The 18,754-nt window shown below is 24.0% G+C and carries 16 protein-coding genes and 1 CRISPR repeat array; of the genes, 9 read left to right on the top strand and 7 right to left on the bottom strand.

Features of this window, described 5'->3' with window-relative positions:
• Positions 1-28: 28 nt before the first annotated feature.
• Positions 29-661 carry a DUF998 domain-containing protein gene (locus C7380_RS10310; RefSeq protein ID WP_109605608.1) on the bottom strand — a complete coding sequence of 211 codons (633 nt, stop codon included), beginning with the start codon at positions 659-661 and terminating at the stop codon, positions 29-31.
• A gap of 18 nt (positions 662-679) precedes the next feature.
• Positions 680-1,621: a carbohydrate kinase family protein gene (locus C7380_RS10305; RefSeq protein ID WP_109605606.1), complete on the bottom strand. Its 942-nt coding sequence runs from the start codon at positions 1,619-1,621 to the stop codon at positions 680-682.
• Between the two features lie 322 nt (positions 1,622-1,943).
• On the opposite strand from C7380_RS10305, the gene C7380_RS10300 reads away from it, so the two are divergent.
• The 6 genes from C7380_RS10300 (at position 1,944) to C7380_RS10275 (ending at position 8,908) form a co-directional block, all read left to right on the top strand.
• Positions 1,944-3,773, top strand: coding sequence for a beta-glucoside-specific PTS transporter subunit IIABC (locus C7380_RS10300; protein ID WP_109605604.1), 1,830 nt, complete (start codon positions 1,944-1,946; stop codon positions 3,771-3,773).
• Positions 3,770-5,224, top strand: coding sequence for a glycoside hydrolase family 1 protein (locus tag C7380_RS10295; RefSeq protein ID WP_109605602.1), 1,455 nt, complete (start codon positions 3,770-3,772; stop codon positions 5,222-5,224). Before C7380_RS10300 ends, C7380_RS10295 begins: the two co-directional genes overlap by 4 nt.
• 30 nt (positions 5,225-5,254) lie before the next feature.
• Complete coding sequence (locus C7380_RS10290) at positions 5,255-6,097, top strand: PRD domain-containing protein (RefSeq protein WP_109605600.1); 843 nt, start codon at positions 5,255-5,257, stop codon at positions 6,095-6,097.
• Between the two features lie 42 nt (positions 6,098-6,139).
• The gene (locus C7380_RS10285) at positions 6,140-6,661 is read left to right on the top strand and encodes a cob(I)yrinic acid a,c-diamide adenosyltransferase (protein ID WP_109605598.1); all 522 of its coding nucleotides are present in this window, start codon (positions 6,140-6,142) and stop codon (positions 6,659-6,661) included.
• Positions 6,662-6,903: 242 nt separating this feature from the next.
• A complete protein-coding gene (locus C7380_RS10280; RefSeq protein WP_109605596.1) occupies positions 6,904-8,226 on the top strand; it encodes a carboxylesterase family protein in 1,323 nt (440 codons plus the stop codon).
• A gap of 19 nt (positions 8,227-8,245) precedes the next feature.
• Positions 8,246-8,908 carry a DUF4332 domain-containing protein gene (locus C7380_RS10275; protein WP_109605594.1) on the top strand — a complete coding sequence of 221 codons (663 nt, stop codon included), beginning with the start codon at positions 8,246-8,248 and terminating at the stop codon, positions 8,906-8,908.
• 66 nt (positions 8,909-8,974) lie between these two features.
• On the opposite strand, the gene cas2 is transcribed toward C7380_RS10275, so the two are convergent.
• Genes cas2 through C7380_RS10260 form a run of 3 tightly spaced genes read right to left on the bottom strand, consistent with a single transcriptional unit; the run spans position 8,975 to position 10,740 of the window.
• Positions 8,975-9,262, bottom strand: coding sequence for a CRISPR-associated endonuclease Cas2 (gene cas2 / locus C7380_RS10270; RefSeq protein WP_109605592.1), 288 nt, complete (start codon positions 9,260-9,262; stop codon positions 8,975-8,977).
• 6 nt (positions 9,263-9,268) lie between these two features.
• On the bottom strand, positions 9,269-10,258 hold the full coding sequence (gene cas1b / locus C7380_RS10265; RefSeq protein ID WP_109605590.1) for a type I-B CRISPR-associated endonuclease Cas1b: 990 nt from the start codon (positions 10,256-10,258) through the stop codon (positions 9,269-9,271).
• A gap of 11 nt (positions 10,259-10,269) precedes the next feature.
• Positions 10,270-10,740, bottom strand: coding sequence for a CRISPR-associated protein Cas4 (locus tag C7380_RS10260; RefSeq protein ID WP_109605588.1), 471 nt, complete (start codon positions 10,738-10,740; stop codon positions 10,270-10,272).
• 463 nt (positions 10,741-11,203) lie between these two features.
• Positions 11,204-13,682: a CRISPR direct-repeat array (repeat unit 30 nt; unit sequence ATAATAATCAAACCATATTGGAATATAAAT).
• A 698-nt stretch (positions 13,683-14,380) separates the two neighbouring features.
• On the opposite strand from C7380_RS10260, the gene C7380_RS10255 reads away from it, so the two are divergent.
• Genes C7380_RS10255 through C7380_RS10245 form a run of 3 tightly spaced genes read left to right on the top strand, consistent with a single transcriptional unit; the run spans position 14,381 to position 17,278 of the window.
• Positions 14,381-15,352, top strand: coding sequence for an ABC-three component system protein (locus tag C7380_RS10255; RefSeq protein ID WP_109605697.1), 972 nt, complete (start codon positions 14,381-14,383; stop codon positions 15,350-15,352).
• Entirely contained in the window at positions 15,336-15,563 is a 228-nt protein-coding gene (locus C7380_RS10250; protein WP_109605586.1) for an ABC-three component system middle component 6, read from the top strand. Before C7380_RS10255 ends, C7380_RS10250 begins: the two co-directional genes overlap by 17 nt.
• Complete coding sequence (locus tag C7380_RS10245) at positions 15,554-17,278, top strand: DUF2326 domain-containing protein (RefSeq protein WP_109605584.1); 1,725 nt, start codon at positions 15,554-15,556, stop codon at positions 17,276-17,278. The genes C7380_RS10250 and C7380_RS10245 overlap by 10 nt, the downstream gene beginning before the upstream one ends.
• A 397-nt stretch (positions 17,279-17,675) precedes the next feature.
• Here the strand turns inward: C7380_RS10245 and C7380_RS10240 are convergent, their stop codons facing one another.
• Both C7380_RS10240 and C7380_RS10235 read right to left on the bottom strand, forming a co-directional pair.
• Positions 17,676-18,275 carry a PIN domain-containing protein gene (locus tag C7380_RS10240; RefSeq protein ID WP_109605581.1) on the bottom strand — a complete coding sequence of 200 codons (600 nt, stop codon included), beginning with the start codon at positions 18,273-18,275 and terminating at the stop codon, positions 17,676-17,678.
• 10 nt (positions 18,276-18,285) lie between these two features.
• Positions 18,286-18,630, bottom strand: coding sequence for an STAS-like domain-containing protein (locus C7380_RS10235; protein ID WP_158274875.1), 345 nt, complete (start codon positions 18,628-18,630; stop codon positions 18,286-18,288).
• Positions 18,631-18,754 lie beyond the last annotated feature (124 nt).

The raw sequence follows: 18,754 nt of genomic DNA, 5'->3' as shown, positions 1-18,754 counted from the left end.
AATATATTTGCTCTTTTTTTAATACAACTCAATCAAAAATTTTTTCAAAAGAAAATATTATAATTGGAAAATACATAAATAATAGACTCAATCTCTGCCATAAACCCTCATAAGAAATTATAGAAGATTTAAATTTTGGTTTATCAGACATAATAAACAAAACAAAAAATATAAAAGCTAAAATAAAACAAAATATAAAAATAAAACCATTAATAAGATTACTATCTTTAAAAGATAACAAACCTAAAATAAGTGGAGTAAACAATAAACTCAAAAAACCAAATACAGAACCAAACCCATGAATTTTTGAAGATAAAGAAGAAAGATCTTTTGATTCTTCAACTGAAAAAATTCCAGATAAAATACAAGCACCAACTGCAAAAATTGAAATAAAAATAAATAATATTAAAGATAATACATTTGAAATATGTAAAACATCGAAATAAAGTTTAAATCCACCAATAAATATAAAACACCCTGCGATTATCAACCAAATATTATAAATATAATGATAATTAAAATTAGAATTACCCAATAAACTCATAACCATTTTTAAATGATTATATCCCTTGTAAAAAGGTGCAATAATGAATGGAATTAATAAATCTCCTATAGTACCTACTAATAATGCGATATAAAAAATATTAAAATTATTTTCCATTTTACACATCCCTTAAAATTATAAATTATCTACCTCATTCAAAGTTGGAATAGATTCAATAGCTCCATAATTAGAACAAGTAATTGCTCCAACTTTATTAGCAAATAAAATAATATCTTCCCATTCTTCAAAAGAAATATTTTTTTTATTATCAAAACTACTCAATTTAAACAATACAGCGCCAACAAAGGCATCTCCGGCTCCAGTTGAATCTACTTGATGTATAGAAATAGAAGGAATTATTTTTTTGGTTTTATTAATACTTAATAAAGTACCTTTATCACCAAGAGTTATAGTTATAACTTTAACACCTAAATCATGTAAAAACTCTATTCCTTCTTCTAAAGTATTTTTTTTAGTAATTAAAAATAATTCATTATCACTTAATTTAACAAAATCACTCAATTTAATAAACTCAATACATTTATCAATAAAATCATTCAAAAACTTATCCTCTATTAAAGTATCACGATAATTAGGATCAAAAGAAACGAATATATTATTTTTATTTGTAAAATTTAATAATTTAAAATAAGTTTTTTCAAGTTCTCCTCCTAAAAATCCAGTAGCTGAACCAAAATGTATAATATCATTATTATTAATACGATCAAAATTTATTAAATCATATGAATAATTACCATCGCCACCTCTCAAAAAATCAAAATTTCTTTCACCAAATTCATCAATACCAACTAAAGCTATAGTTGTCTTATCTTTTTGAATCATCATATCAATATTTACACCATAAGATTCTAAACTTTCAATTAAAAAATCACCAAAAAAATCTTTACCAACTTGTCCTAAAAAATAAGAACTTCCACCAAGTTTAGAAACGGCAACAGCAACATTTGCAGGCGCACCACCAGCCTTCTTTTCAAATTTTTTTCCATATTTTAAACCTTTTTTATCTGTACAAACCATATCAATTAATAATTCACCAATACAAAAAATATTATTCATAAAATGCCTCCAATAAATAAGATATTTAATTCTATTATAGTATAAAAAATTATTCAATCAAATTCTAACAAAAAGAACAATTTTCTTTTTTAGTTAGAATTATTTTAATATATTCTCTAATAATTGATTAATATTAAAATTTGTAAAAGAGATAAAATAATATAAAATAAATTTTGACAATTGAATAATATATTATAGACATGTGACTGGTAATGCAGGCAGGATCTAAAATAAGCAAATAATAATTATTTGTTTATTTTAGGTCCTTTTTTTTATTTTTTATAATAATATTTTAATCATAGAAAGGAAAGGAGAAGTTTGTATGAATTATAAAGATACAGCTGTAAAAATAATAAAGTATGTAGGTGGTAAAGAAAATATCTCGCATTTTGAAAAATGTTCTACAAGATTAAGGTTTACTCTAAAAGATGATTCAAAAGTTGATGTTAAAAATCTTGAAAGAATCTCTGGAGTAATGGGAGTAAGAATGACAGCCCAATGTCAAGTAATAATAGGAAATGAAGTTATTGAAGTTTATAACGAAGTAATAAAAATTATAGGAGATATAAATAAATCAGTATCATCATCTGAAAAAAAAAGAAAATTAGGAACTGTTATTCTTGATTTTATTGTAGGAGTATTTCAGCCACTTGTTCCTGCAATAGCTGGAGGAGGAGTTCTAAAATCATTACTTCTTGTTCTTTCACTTTTTAATATACTTGATTCTGGAAGTAACACATATAAAATATTAAATATGATAGGAGATGCTCCATTATATTTTTTGCCAATACTTGTTGCAATAACAACGGCATCAAAACTCAAAGTAAATCATTTGGTTGCTTTATCTGCAGTTGGAGCATTACTTTTACCTAATATGGGATCTATGCTTAAAAATGGAGAATTATTTGGGTTTGGTCTTCAAAATATAGCGTATGCATATCAAATTTTTCCAGCAATATTGACAGTATTCTTCTACGCATTTATGGAAAAAACATTTACAAAAATTTCACCTAAAGCAATAAGAATATTTTTTGTACCTATGATGTCACTCGTAATAACAGTGCCTGTATCACTTTTGATTTTAGGCCCATTAGGATATAATATAGGTCAAGGTTTTGCAGCTATAATTCTTTTTATTTTTGGGAAAGTAGGATGGATAGCAACAGCACTTCTTGCAGCAGTATTACCTTTTATGGTTGCAACAGGCATGCACAAAGCAATGATTCCTTATGCAGTTGCAACCATGGGAGAACTTGGAAAAGAAATTCTTTATTTACCAGCATCGCTTGCTCATAATATATCTGAAAGTGGAACATGTTTTGCAATAGCCATAAAAGCAAAAGATAAAAATGTTAAATCTACTGCAATTTCAGCTGCAATTTCAGCACTTTTTGGTATAACAGAACCAGCACTTTATGGAGTTACCCTTCAAAACAAAAAAGCATTGGGAAGTGTTATGATAGGATCACTCATAGGAGGTGCATTTATAGGTATAACAGGAGTTGAAGCTTTTGTTCTCGTTGGTCCTGGACTTGCAAGTATGACAATGTATGTTTCTGAAAAAGCACCTATGAATATAGTATATGCAATAATAGGTTTTGCAGTTTCATTTTTAATTGCTTTTGTAAGTGCTCTTTTTATTTGGAAAGAAGAAGAAATAAATTCTGAAGAATTAAGTGACTTAAAAGAAGAAATTTTAAAAACACCTGTAATAGGTGAAACTATTTCTATTTCAGACGTAAAAGATGATGTTTTTTCTGCTAAAATTGTAGGAGACGGAATAGCTATAATTCCAGAAAATGGAGAAATATATGCTCCTACAGATGCAAAAATAAAGACCCTTTTTGAAACAAATCATGCAATAGGAATGAAAACACATAATGGTGCAGAACTTTTAATACATGTTGGTATAGATACAGTTAAATTAGAAGGAAGATATTTTGAACCTCTTGTTAAAATAGGAGATGAAGTAAAAAAAGGAGATCTTCTTTTAAAAGTAGATTTTGAAAAAATAAAAAAAGAAGGATTTGATCCTGTAACTGTTATGGTGATAACTAATAGTGATGAATTTGATATAAAAACACTTAAAATGTCAAAAATAAATAAAAATGATGATTTATTACTTGTCACACCGAAAGGAGTGAAATCATGAGTAAAGGATTTTCTAAAGAATTCCTTTGGGGAGGAGCTATAGCAGCAAATCAATCAGAGGGTGCCTGGGATGAAGATGGAAAAGGAATGTCAGTTGCAGATGTTATAAAATTTCACTCAAAGATCTATGTTAAAGATTATAAAAAACAAATGGAAATAACCTCTCAACAAATAGAAGAAGCAATTAAAGATAAAAGCGAAAAAAAATATCCTAAAAGAAGAGGAATAGATTTTTATCATAAATATAAAGAAGATCTCGCACTTTTTGCAGAAATGGGGTTCAAAACACTTAGAGTTTCAATAGCTTGGAGTAGAATATTTCCAACAGGTGAAGAAGAAAAACCTAATGAAAAAGGGCTTGAATTTTATGAAGAACTTTTCACTGAAATGAAAAGATTGAAGATAGAACCAATAGTAACACTTTCACATTATGAAATGCCACTTGAATTAAGTGTAAAATATAATGGGTGGGAAGATAGAAAAATAATAAATCTTTTTGTAAAATATTCAAAAACATGTTTCAAAAGATACAAAAATCTTGTAAAATATTGGCTCACATTCAATGAAATAGATAGTATAGAAAGACATCCTTTTATAACAGCAGGTATTATACCTGAACAATGTAAAAATATAAAACAATCAATATATCAAGCATTCCATCATCAGTTTATAGCCTCAGCTCTTGTTACACAAGAATGTCATAAAATAATACCAGAAAGTCAGGTCGGATGTATGCTTACAAAACTTACGACATATCCGAATACATGCAATCCTGAAGATGTTGAAAAAACACTTATTAAAAATCTTTTGAATTATTTTCCAGCAGATGTTCAAGTATTTGGAGAATACCCTGTAATCATACAAAACATGCTTGAAAAAGAAAATATAATAATAAAAAAAGAAAGTGGAGATGAAGATATACTAAAAAACAATACAGTTGATTTTGTATCATTTAGTTATTATATGTCACTTACAGAATCAGCAAATGAAAATTCTGAAAAAACTGCAGGTAATACTATTTTTGGAGTAAAAAATCCATACCTTCCTTCAACAGAATGGGGATGGCAAATAGACCCAAAGGGATTAAAAATATCTTTATTGGAGCTCTATGACAGATATAAAAAACCTCTTATAATAGTTGAAAATGGTATGGGAGCTGTAGATAAAGTTGAAACCGATGGTAAAATACATGATGATTATAGAAAAGAATATTTCAAAAAACATTTCGAACAAATGAAAGAAGCTATTGAAATGGGAGTTGAACTTTTTGGATATACGAGTTGGGCTCCCATAGATATAATAAGTGCTGGAACATCTCAAATGTCAAAAAGATATGGTTTTATATATGTTGACCAGGATGACTATGGGAATGGAACACTTAAAAGAATAAAAAAAGATTCTTTTTATTGGTATAAAAAAGTAATAGAAAGTAATGGAGAAGATTTGGAATAGTCTGACATCTCAATAGGGAAGGTGTTTGCTATGATAAAAATAAAAAAAGTTTTAAATTCAAGTGTAGTACTTGTAAGTAATGAAAAACAAAAAGAATATATTTTATTAGGAAAAGGAATAGGTTATGGTAAAAAATCAGGTTCTAAAGTTGAAGAATCAGAAGCAGATCAAATATTTATACCTATTGACAATCTAAGAACAAAAGAAATAATTGACTTTTTTGGAAATATTCCCTCTGTATATATAAATATTACTCAAAAAGTAGTAAAATTTGCTGAAGAAAAATTAAAAACCAAACTTAATACAGGAATTTATATAACTCTTATGGATCACTTAAATTTTGCTGTTGAGCGTTATAATAAAAAAATGATAATAAAAAATAGAGTTTATTGGGAAATAAAAAATTATTATCCAAGTGAATTTGAAATAGGGATATTTACGTTAGAATTATTAGACAAAGAGTTTAATATAAAAATGCCATTTGAAGAAGCTGCAAATATAGCTTTTCATATAATAAATGCACAGGGAGAATATCAAGAAAATCGAGATGGAATGATGTATGCCGAAATGATATCTGGTATAACGAATATTGTGAAATATAATTTGAATTCTGATATAGATAGCAAAAATATTCATTATATAAGATTTATAACTCATGTAAAATTTTTCGTTGAAAGATTTTTTGCAAATAAAATGTTAAAAGATAAAGATAAAACTCTTTTTAAACAAATATCTGAATCCTATCCTAAATCTATGGAAATATCATTCAAAATTAAAGAATATATAGAAAAAAAATATGATAAAGAAATGTCTAAAGATGAACTTACATATCTCGCAATACACATACATAGGCTAATAATGGCTAATAAATAAATCAATATATGTATATAAATCTTCTTAAAAGGAGAATCTAAATTGGAAAATAAAGGCTTAATACATATTTATTATGGAGATGGAAAAGGTAAAACAACAGCAGCTTTAGGATTGGCTATAAGAGCATTAGGAGCTGGATTATCAGTTGGTATAGTTCAGTTTATGAAAGGCTATCCATACTCCGAAGTTTCAATATTAGAAAATTTAGACAAAATAAAATTGATCCAAACGGGAAGACCAGATTATATATATAAAGGTAAAGAAACTAAAAAAGATGTAGAAGAAGCAAACAGAGGAATAAAAGAAGCTAAAAAAATGATCTATGAAGAAATGAGAGATTTAGTTATACTCGACGAAATATCTGTGGCAATAGAATATAATCTAATAAAAGAAATAGAATTATTAAATATAATAGATAAAAAACCAGAAAATACAGAATTAATTATAACAGGTAGAAATCCATCAAAAAATATACTAAAAAAAGGAGATTATCTATCTGAAATTAAATCTATAAAACATCCATATGAAAAAGGAATACTTTCAAGAAAAGGAATAGACCATTAAAAAAGCTCGCTTTTGCGAGCTTTTTTAATAACATATTATATATTTGGTACTAAATTAATTATTTATGTATAACTAATCAATTTAAAATCATTATTCTTATATTTTGATTTTAAAAAATTAGCTGACAAATTTTCTTGATTTAATCTTTTTGTAAAAAATATTTCACGAATTTTTATTAATATAACTATAGACAGATAAAATTCCAAAGTCCTGTATAATATCGTTTTTAGGAGGAAATATACATGAACAATCAAATAAAATGGAATTGTCCAAGTGGAGAAATAATAGGTTGGAAAGATGAAGGTGTTTTAAGGGCAACAGGGATAAAATATGCGAATGCGAATAGATTTGAAAAACCAAAAGTTATTTCAAATTATAAAGAGGTAATACTTGCGAATAAATGGTCACCTTTTTGTCCACAAAACGAGGATACATTAACTATTGATCAGTTTAAAATAAATTTAACCAGACCTGTTGAAATGGATGAAAATTGTCAGTATTTATCAGTAACAATACCTGATGCTGATAATAAAAACAAAAAATTACCGGTTATGGTTTGGATTCATGGAGGATCTTATGTGAGTGGGGGCGGAGATTATGAAATATATGATCCTAAACAATTTGTAATAGATCATAATGTTATTGTTGTTTCTATAACATATAGACTTGGTATATTCGGCTATTTAGGAGATGGCGTAAATAAACCAGCTAACTTAGGTCTTTTAGATCAAATAGAAGCTTTAAAATGGATTAAATCTAATATTATAGGCTTTGGAGGTGATCCAAATAATATTACTTTATTTGGAGAATCTGCTGGTGGTGATTCAGTTGCACATCTTTTGATTTCTGAAGGAACTGAAGATTTATTTAACAGGGCTATAATAGAAAGTGCTCCATTTGGTATTATGAAAAAGAGACAAAAGATGACAATGGATATGTTAGAATTAACTAAAGGAATAACTAAAGATACATCTGTTGAAGAAATAATTACTTTACAAAAGGAAATACCTTCAAAGTTGTCAGACCATGGCCTTAAAGGAAATATGCCTTTTGGAGTTCAGTATGGATATTATCCTTTACCATCAGAAGATGAATTAGTAGATTCTTGGAAAAAAGCATCTGATTCATTTGACATAATGGTAGGCTATAATTATAGAGAGATTTCAACATTTGCCGATATAATTCCTTTTATGATTAAAAATAAAAAAATTCCATTGATAGGAAATTTGATAAACGAAATTGTAATAGATATTTTGACTTATCTAATATACAAAAAAGATGCAAAACGATTTTTTAATATAATAAAAAATGGAAATAAAAATACTTATTTGTATGAATTCACATGGAAAATTCCTAAAAATAAATTATCTGGTGGACATACAAGTGAATTAATAATGTTATTTGAGAATAAAGAAATTTGGCAAAATTCTAAATTTTTAGAAGGTATGACTTGGGAAGATTTTCATAAAAAAGCTAAAATCTTAAAAAATATATGGTTTGAATATGCCAACAAAGGAATCATAAATACTGGAGAATTTGGAGAAATAATAAAAATAATAAATTAAAAACTATAGGGGGTGTAAAGTGAATATATTTGATAATTTTTTGATTTCTGATTTACCAATTGTTTTGAGAGAAGATTCTCTATTAAAACGTTATTATGATCTTATTCCATTATCAAATAAATTATGTAAAGCAATATATGATTATGGTATTAAAGATACGAATTCTTTTTTTGAAAAAATAGAATCTGTATCTGAATTAAAAAAAATAGTAAATAAAACAAATATTGCCAGTGAATATTTTTTATTATTAAGAAATATGTTGTTTTTTTATAGATTTAGAACTGTAAAATTAAAAAAAATAAATTCTTTCGATAAAAAATATATTAGTAAATTAGAATCAATCAACATAAAAGATACAGGTTCATTAATTATTGAATGTAAAACTCAAGAAAATAAAGAAAAACTTTCAAATCGCTTAGAAATACCTGTAGAAAAAATAAATAAATTGGCAAATATTGCTGATATTATGAGATTACCGGGAGTAAAAGATATTCGAGCAACCCTTTATTTTGATTCTGGATTTGATACTTTAGAAAAAATATCAAAACAAGATCCATTGGAAATGAAGAATAAAATTAACGAATATATTAAAGATAAAAATATATCTAAATCTCCCCCATTTCCAAAAGAAATAACAACACAAATAACATGGGCAAAAATATATCCGAGAATAATAAATTAAAAAATCTATAAGATAAAATTTCTAATTCTATATGTATTTTACATAGACTTTTACAGATTTATTCTTTTAGAAAAAATTAGAAGTTTTATCTTCTTTAATTCCCCAAAAATCTTTCATTAGCCATCTAGGGTTATTACTTTTAAATACAATTATTGAATCTAAATCTTTTCTTATATATCTATTTAATTCTGAGTGAAGTTTTTCAAGTTGAGCTTTATCTATTTCACCCTCAAATACAGATTTTTGTACATGATTTAAATATTTTTTGCATATTTTAAATGAATTATTTAATATTCTTTGACCTTTTTTATTGTCTTCTTCAATATTTATGTCATAAATTAATATTATATACAATATTTATCACCACCATATTTTAAAACCTTCATATTTTTTTTCTTCTATTATATGTTTTTCTAATTTGTAGCATTCTAGTCTGATTAATTTTCTATATGATACTTTTTTATTAAGTTTTTTATGTTTTATTGTTTGTTTTAATCTTTCATCAAATTCTTTCAATATAATTTTTTTTGAAGAATCTTTTAATATTATATGATTAAATTCTTCTATAAAAGATTCATGAGTTATCATATTTTTATTTAATAAAGAAAATATTAATCTATCTCCTATAATAGGTTTGAATATTTCTGAAATATCTAAACTTAAGCTAAATCTTCTTTCGGAGGGAGAGTGTAAAAAACTTATGGTAGGATCTAAATGAGTATGATATATTTCGGTTAAAGTTGTAGTATATATTAAAGAATTGATAAATGATATTAATGAATTTATCCAATTTTTTGGAGGGTGTTTTTCTCTTTTATGAAAGTTTATATTTTGGTTTATGAAAAAATTCCAAGTAGAATAATATATTTTTCTTATATTACCCTCTATTCCCATTAATTCTTCAATTGAATTAACTTTGTTTAATTTATTTCTTAATAGTTCTATATCTTTTATTTGTGTTTCTAAATTAACTTCTTTTCTATTGTAATATTTTAAATTTCTACTTATATTAAAACTTGCAGAATCTATAAATTCTTTTGCAATTAATAATCTTTTTTGAAAATTTAAATGACTAACAGCTTGTTTTAAGTGTACATCTCCAGATAATAAACTTTCTCTAGGATAAAAACTGCCAGAATAATATCCGTAATAATTGAAAAAATGTACAGTTATGTTATTTTGAAATAAAAAATTAGTAAGTTTTGAATTAAAGGATATTTCTCCAAAAACATATATTTGATTTACGTCTTCTACTGGTATATATTTTGATGTTTTGTCGTTTTTTATAATTAATGAATTATCTCTTCGTTTTAATTCTCCGTTAGAAAATAAATAATAAGATCTTTTCATAAAATCACCTCTTATACATAGCAATATTCATAATATGCACATTTTTTACATATTTTATTATCTATTACATTAGGTATTTTTTTATCATTTATTATTTTATATATTTCATCTATTTGTTTTTCTATTATAATATCATCATTTTTATCTAAATGTACTTCTTTTCTTATATATAACTTTGGATATTCTAATATACCTTTTATATCATCTAAACCATATTCTTTTAATATGTACAAATAATATTTGATTTGCATGATATTAGCTTCTTCGAATGAATTGCTTTTTTTTATTTCATGTATTGTTTTATTCTTTTTTATATAATCTATATTTATGTTGTCTATCATATAATTCTTTTTTTGAGAACTATATGACTCTTCTTCTATCACTTTACCTATTTTCACATCAATATTTTCATCTTCGAAGTTTAAATTATGAGAAAAAAGCCAAAGTTTTCTTTTGCAGATATTAAAGTAATATATATGCATTCCAGATAACTTTTTTATTTTTTATCACCACCTTGAATTTTTCTAATAGAATATTTTTATTTTAGATGTTTATTGAATTAATTTATATAAATATGATAAAATTAAAATAAGGTTTTTTTAACATTTTATTTATGTCAAATATCTAAAAAAAAATAATCATTTACATTTTAATAAAATTATACTATTATTAAAAGAAAATTCAAAACGAAAGTGAGGCGAAGAAATATATTTAGAAAGGGTATAGGAAGGTATTTAGAAAATAAAGAGGAAAATAATTTTATTTGAAAATCTGTCGACCTCAACTAATCAAATAAACACCTAAGATAGACAGATTCTAAAAATGGCTAATAATAATAAAAATTTTCTTATGTAAATTTTGTTAAAGATTGAATGTGTGGTTTTTTATCAGTTAGACAGATTATAAGGTTATAAATGAGAAATAATAGGCATTTAAATTTGGCGCATAATAATCAAACCATATTGGAATATAAATAAAGAAAGATATTAAAAGTAGCTACGACGCCATTAAATAATAATCAAACCATATTGGAATATAAATGATGGGTTGGTGATTAGATGACAAAAGAAGAATTTTATAATAATCAAACCATATTGGAATATAAATTTTATTAAGACATTTAATTATCATACTTATATTAATATAATAATCAAACCATATTGGAATATAAATAACACTTAAGAATATCAATTCAACAGGTTCATTTTTATAATAATCAAACCATATTGGAATATAAATGCTGTTTTTTCTAAAGAATCTTGATACATTTTAAGTAATAATAATCAAACCATATTGGAATATAAATTATTTTTTCTTGTTGTTCTTGGATTCTTTGTGCCATATAATAATCAAACCATATTGGAATATAAATTAGTAAATTTCATAATTTCACCCTCTTTCAAAAACGATAATAATCAAACCATATTGGAATATAAATAAAGTTCAGAAAATGATGATGTTCATTTGGATGTATATAATAATCAAACCATATTGGAATATAAATACTGGTAAGGTCTTACGTGTATATTTTTTTCAGCAAAATAATAATCAAACCATATTGGAATATAAATGATTAATTGATAAAGAAACAGCTATAAACAAAATATCATAATAATCAAACCATATTGGAATATAAATACTCTTACAATGAAAAATCCTTGGTCTTTTAACATCATAATAATCAAACCATATTGGAATATAAATGCTACTTTCGAGCTATTTAGTTTATTATTTATAGCTATAATAATCAAACCATATTGGAATATAAATTTTTTACAACCTCAGTCTACTGACTTTAGCAAAGGTATAATAATCAAACCATATTGGAATATAAATAAAACAAGTGCAGAAATTTTAAAGCATGTTGATTTAATAATAATCAAACCATATTGGAATATAAATCAGTGTTAGTCAAGCTTTTGATAATAGTTGGCAAGTAATAATAATCAAACCATATTGGAATATAAATCATTTCAGTTAAATTATATCAAAAAAGACAAAAAATATAATAATCAAACCATATTGGAATATAAATGTTGGCAATTTTACAGGAAGTTATAATCACAATGAAATAATAATCAAACCATATTGGAATATAAATGTAGGAACTTTCACTGGGAGTTATAATCACAATGAAATAATAATCAAACCATATTGGAATATAAATTTTTTCTGGAGTAATGAATTTCATTTCTTGAAGTTTATAATAATCAAACCATATTGGAATATAAATACAATTGGATGTAGTTTGTTTTTATTATAAAACGTTATAATAATCAAACCATATTGGAATATAAATTTGAATTATAAGGTGTCTGAACGGGCTTTCATGAAAAATAATAATCAAACCATATTGGAATATAAATAAAGAATTTAAAAATTAAGAATTAAAATGAAAGTAAATAATAATCAAACCATATTGGAATATAAATAGAACTTCTAAAGGAATAATAGAAGTTTTAGACATTATAATAATCAAACCATATTGGAATATAAATATTTATAATATAGTAAGTTATAGAAAGTTTGTTAATAATAATAATCAAACCATATTGGAATATAAATAGAACTTCTAAAGGAATAATAGAAGTTTTAGACATTATAATAATCAAACCATATTGGAATATAAATATTTATAATATAGTAAGTTATAGAAAGTTTGTTAATAATAATAATCAAACCATATTGGAATATAAATCCTTACATATCCGTTTTTTAAATATTCAAGATGTTTATAATAATCAAACCATATTGGAATATAAATAGAACTTCTAAAGGAATAATAGAAGTTTTAGACATTATAATAATCAAACCATATTGGAATATAAATATTTATAATATAGTAAGTTATAGAAAGTTTGTTAATAATAATAATCAAACCATATTGGAATATAAATTTCTTTTGCTGAAAGTTTTAAAGGAAAAGTTTATTTATAATAATCAAACCATATTGGAATATAAATGAGGGAGCTATTTGGTATAATCCAAATAACGATAGTATAATAATCAAACCATATTGGAATATAAATGAATTATTAGAATTTACTGAAATGAAAGATACTGATATAATAATCAAACCATATTGGAATATAAATTATGGTGGAAGAATAAGAGTACAGGATATATTTTATATAATAATCAAACCATATTGGAATATAAATTTTGATTTATATGATGTAATATTTACAGATGAATTGATAATAATCAAACCATATTGGAATATAAATAATAAATAAGTAGTATTTTCTAACTTATTCATGACGATAATAATCAAACCATATTGGAATATAAATTTATTATATGATCCAGCATTTTTATATCTAGAATTATAATAATCAAACCATATTGGAATATAAATGTGGTAGTCATTCCACAGGTCAAAATATTTTTCTTCATAATAATCAAACCATAGTGGAATAAAGATGAAACCGATGGTTTCATAACGGGATTGAAAATCCCTTTGGTAGGGAGATTTAAAGAACAAAATCTCGACGGTGCAAGCATCTTTAGCACGAATCAAAGATTCTTTAGCAAGTACAAGAAATGTATTTAGCCAAAGGAGTGAAACTCCGTGCTAAAGTGAAGTGAAACGAAACGTCATGAAAGATGCAGTATATCTTTCATATTCATCGTATGCCTTAGCATAAAATTCATCAGTGTGATTACATACGTATTAATCAATATGACGGATTTACCGTCATTAAATCAATAGTTTGATATTTTCGTTTGGGGTTAAAGATCATATGATATACTTAATTATTAAATGAATAATTTATAATAATCAAATTATATAGGACTTGAAATATAAATTAAGAAGTATTTATAGCAATTTGTTTTGAAAATATTTTTATTTTTTTATGTATATAAGTTTTATAGTTTTTATTGTCAATACTTTTATTGAAGTTATAATTTTTATTTTTCTTACTTATTAAAAAACATATTATATATTTTATTTATTTATTGTTAACTTATTTTGTTTTTGATTATTTTGTATATTTTAAGTTATAGATAATTAAATTTATGATAAAATTAATTATATAATGCATTAGAGATTGATACATATTTGCTTTTTGTTGAAAATAATCAAATAAAAGAAAATTAAGGAGTTTTTTTGATATGCCGATGAATAGATCATATTACTTTAATTATATTGAAAATAAATTACAAGTTTTATCTAATAGTGTTGCAACTAGAGGTAAGTTGAATGTTTTAGATTATAATATTTATTCAGAGACATTTTTTGCAAATTTATTAAATATGATTTTTAATTTTAATTTAGAAAATATGAATACTTTTAAACAAAATATCGAAGGTATAGATTTGATAGATAATGAAAACAAAATTATTGCTCAGGTTTCTTCTACAAGTACAAAACAAAAAATTGAAAAATCTTTAGAAAAAGAAATTTTTAATAATTATCCGGGGTATAGATTTTATTTTATATCAATTGCAAGAGAAGCGGAAAATTTAAGAAAAATGAAATATAAGAATCCAAATAATGTTTTATTTAATCCAAAAGAAGATATTATTGATGTAAAATCTATTTTAGATAATGTATTGAACATGCATATTGATAAACAAAAGGCATTTTTTGAATTTATAAAAAAAGAGTTGGGAGAGGAGCCGGATATATTTAAAGTCGATACAAATTTAGCTACAATTATAAATATTTTAGCCTCTGAAAAATTGAGTGAAATCGAGGAATATTCAGATAATAGCTTTGAGATTAATAGAAAAATAGAATTTAATTCTTTGGAAAGTGTTAGGGAAACAATTGATGATTATAAGATTTTTTATATTAAACTTGATGAAAAATATACTGAATTTGATAAAATAGGAGCAAATAAAAGTTTTTCAGTTTTACAGGCAATTAGGAAGCAATATGTATTGTTGCAGAATAAAGAAGAAATTTCAGAAATTATTTTTTTTAATATAATTGATAATGTGATAGATATTATATTAAAAAGCAACAATTATGTTGAGATTCCTTATGAAGAATTAGAAATGTGTGTTCAGATTTTAGTTGTTGATGCTTTTATAAGGTGTAAAATCTTTAAGAATCCGGAGGGATATAATCATGTTGTTACCAGATAATATACATCCGGATCTTAGTATTTATTATAATGGTTCTATACTTTTAATGGAATTAAAAATTAAAGAAAAACAAAAAATAATAGATTTATATCAAAATGTAAAAAATAGGGTAGATATGTCTTTTCCAATTTTTATATTATGTTTGGACTGGTTATATTTAATTGATGCAGCAAAAATAGATGAAAATGGATGTGTGGAATTATGTTCATAAAAAATTTGAAAATATCAAAAGAAAATGAAATTATTAGAGAACTGAAATTTCAAGCGGGGTTAAATTTAATTATAGATAAAACACCAGCAAATGTAGAACAATTAACCGGGAATAATGTTGGTAAGACTACAGTTTTAAAATTAATAGATTTTTGTTTGGGAGCAAAACCAAAGGTTATATATTCAGATACGGAAAATAAAAAAGAAGAATATAAGTTAGTTAAAGACTACCTAATTGATAATGAAATTTTGGTGACTCTAGTTTTAGTTGAAGATTTATCTAATGAAGATTCTATACAAATTAAAATTGAAAGAAATTTTCTTTCCAGAAAGAAAGCCATTAGACGAATAAATGACAAAGATATATTAGAACAGGATTTTGAAGATGAATTACAGAGGCTTATTATACCTCAACAAAAATCGGATAAACCAACATTCAGGCAGATAATATCTCATAATATAAGGTATAAAGATGAAAATATCAATAATACATTAAAAACGTTAAATAAATATACATCCGATGTTGAATACGAAGCATTATACTTATTTTTATTGGGGTGTAAATTCGAAGATGGATCAAAAAAACAATCATTATTAACTAAGATGGATCAAGAAAAAACTTTTAAACAAAGGCTTGAAAAAAAAGAAACAAAATCAGCTTATGAAATGTTATTATCAATTATTGAAGATGAAATCGATGATTTAAATAAAAGAAAATCGAATTTAAATTTAAACGAAAATTTTGAACAGGATTTAGAGGAGTTAAATTTTATTAAATACAGAATTAATAAAAGTAGTTCTGAAATTAGTAAATTAAAAATAAGAGAAAATCTTATAGAAGAAGCTGAGTTGGAGATGAAGCAAAATATTTCAAAAATTGATTTAAGACAACTTGAAATAATTTATAAGGAAGCAACGAAGAATATTTCGGGTATACAGAAGAAATTTGAAGATCTAGTTGCATATCATAATAAAATGTTAGTTGAAAAAACCAAATTTATTACTGCTGAATTACCTTTATTAAAAGAGAAAATAAAACAAGAAGAAATGAAATTAACAGAGCTATTAAAAAAAGAGAAAGAGTTATCAGAAAAAATTGCAAAAAGTGATTCTTTTGAAGAACTTGAAAAAATTATTCGAGAATTAAATAAAAAACATGCATTAAAAGGTGAATATGAAAGTTCTATTACACAATTTGAAGAGGTTGAAATTAATATTAATGAATTGAATAAAAAGATAGAAGAAATTGATAATTTACTTTTTTCCGGTGATTTTGAAGAGGTAATAAAAGTTCAAGTGAAAAAATTTAATAAATATTTTTCAGATATTTCTTATAAACTGTATGGAGAAAAATATGCTTTAAAATACGATAAGATAAAAAACAAGAAAAATCAACTAATTTATAAATTTAGCGCTTTTAATACTAATCTTAGTTCAGGAAAAAAACAAGGTGAGATTTTGTGTTTTGATTTAGCATATGTTTTATTTGCCGATGAAGAAAGAATACCTTGTTTACATTTTTTATTAAACGATAAAAAAGAATTGATGCATGATAATCAATTAATTGAAGTTTCAAAATTTGTGAAAGAAAAAAATATTCAGCTTGTAGTATCTATTTTAAAAGATAAATTACCAACCGAACTCTTAGATAGTGGCAATATAGTGGTAGAGCTTTCTCAAGAAAGTAAATTATTTAAAATTGAAGAAAGTGAATGAGCGGATATTGAAATAATTATTACGCTTTTCAATATAAATAAATTATCTGTCGTAAATGAATTGAGCTAAATACAAAAATTAATAAAATTTTATATAAAAAAGGATGCTAGATTTTTAAATTTTAAAAGAATCAAGCATCCAAAGTTTTTCTGAAATCTATAATAGTTATAAAATATTTAAGGTTTGAATGTATTGAACAAAGCATTCATAAGGTCATTTTCTCCATAGTTATCAATACGTGAATATACTTTATATCGTTGTATGTTTTTTTAATTTTATAAATATATTTCAAGTTTCTATCGCTATGAAATACAGGTTTAACCTTTAGATATTTCTATATATACTTAAAGAAAAGAAAACTGATGTGAAATTTTGACTAATCATTTAGAATTCTAAACTATGAATTGTTATTTTTTATAGCTTTATTATTTAAAGTATAAACATTTATTCCAGAAATTGATGTAAAATCACTATCATCTGAAATAACATTCAATAATTTTTTACTTTTAATAAAAGATAAAATTGCATGATCATATACATCACATTTATGAGTAGACATTTCGTTGATATATTCCAGTAAATTATTATTTGTAAAATTTATATCTTTTATAGTGTATAAATTTTTAATTTCTTTATAAATTGCATTTAATGTTTTTTTTAATTTATTTCTTTCAACTTCTATGTTACGGTAATCTTTTAATTTTAAAGAGGGGTTATTATTATTTTTTTTATAAAGTTTATATTCTGTCATTTCAATTCTATAAAACAACTCTGATAAATTTATCGAAGATGTAAATAAATTCTTATTTTTTTCTATAAATTGTTCAATAAATTCGGGATATTTCTTTTGATATTCAGCAATTTTTATATTATTATAATTATATTTTGCAAAAGCATAATGATACCAGAATAAAACATTTGTATCAATAAAGAAATCATTTTCGTTTAGATATTTAAAATCAATATTATTAAGATTATAAACACATGAATTTAACATAATGAACACCTTACTCTTCTAAATCTTTGAAAAAGTTTTCTACTCGAACTTTTTCATCGGAATTCATTTTTGACTGTTTTATTGCATTTTCCACTGATTTACTATATAACTCATTACCTAATTCTGTTAAATTAGTTACTTCTATTAATGAATTATATTTTTCGATGCCGTATTTCAAAATATATGTTCCAAAAACATAATTAAAAAAACTTGTTGCAAACTTTGTTATTCCATAAAAATCAAATAAAGTTTTTTCATTATTATTGTATGCTTCTTCAACAAAATTTTTAATTTTATTACCAGATAGTTCTGAAAGGCATAATTTTGTATAGTTAATTACAATTATCGTTTTCAAAATTATCTACCTCCTTTTATATCATATATTATAGTATCTTTCTAAATTCTAAAAACGTTTATTTAAAGTAATTTTAAACGATGTTAAAAGGGATATTTACCTCCATAGGTTATAATTAAATTGT

This window comes from Oceanotoga teriensis (genome assembly GCF_003148465.1).
GTDB lineage: Bacteria > Thermotogota > Thermotogae > Petrotogales > Petrotogaceae > Oceanotoga > Oceanotoga teriensis.
Note: the sequence above shows the minus strand (reverse complement) of the source record. Positions and strands in the feature narration are given on the sequence as shown.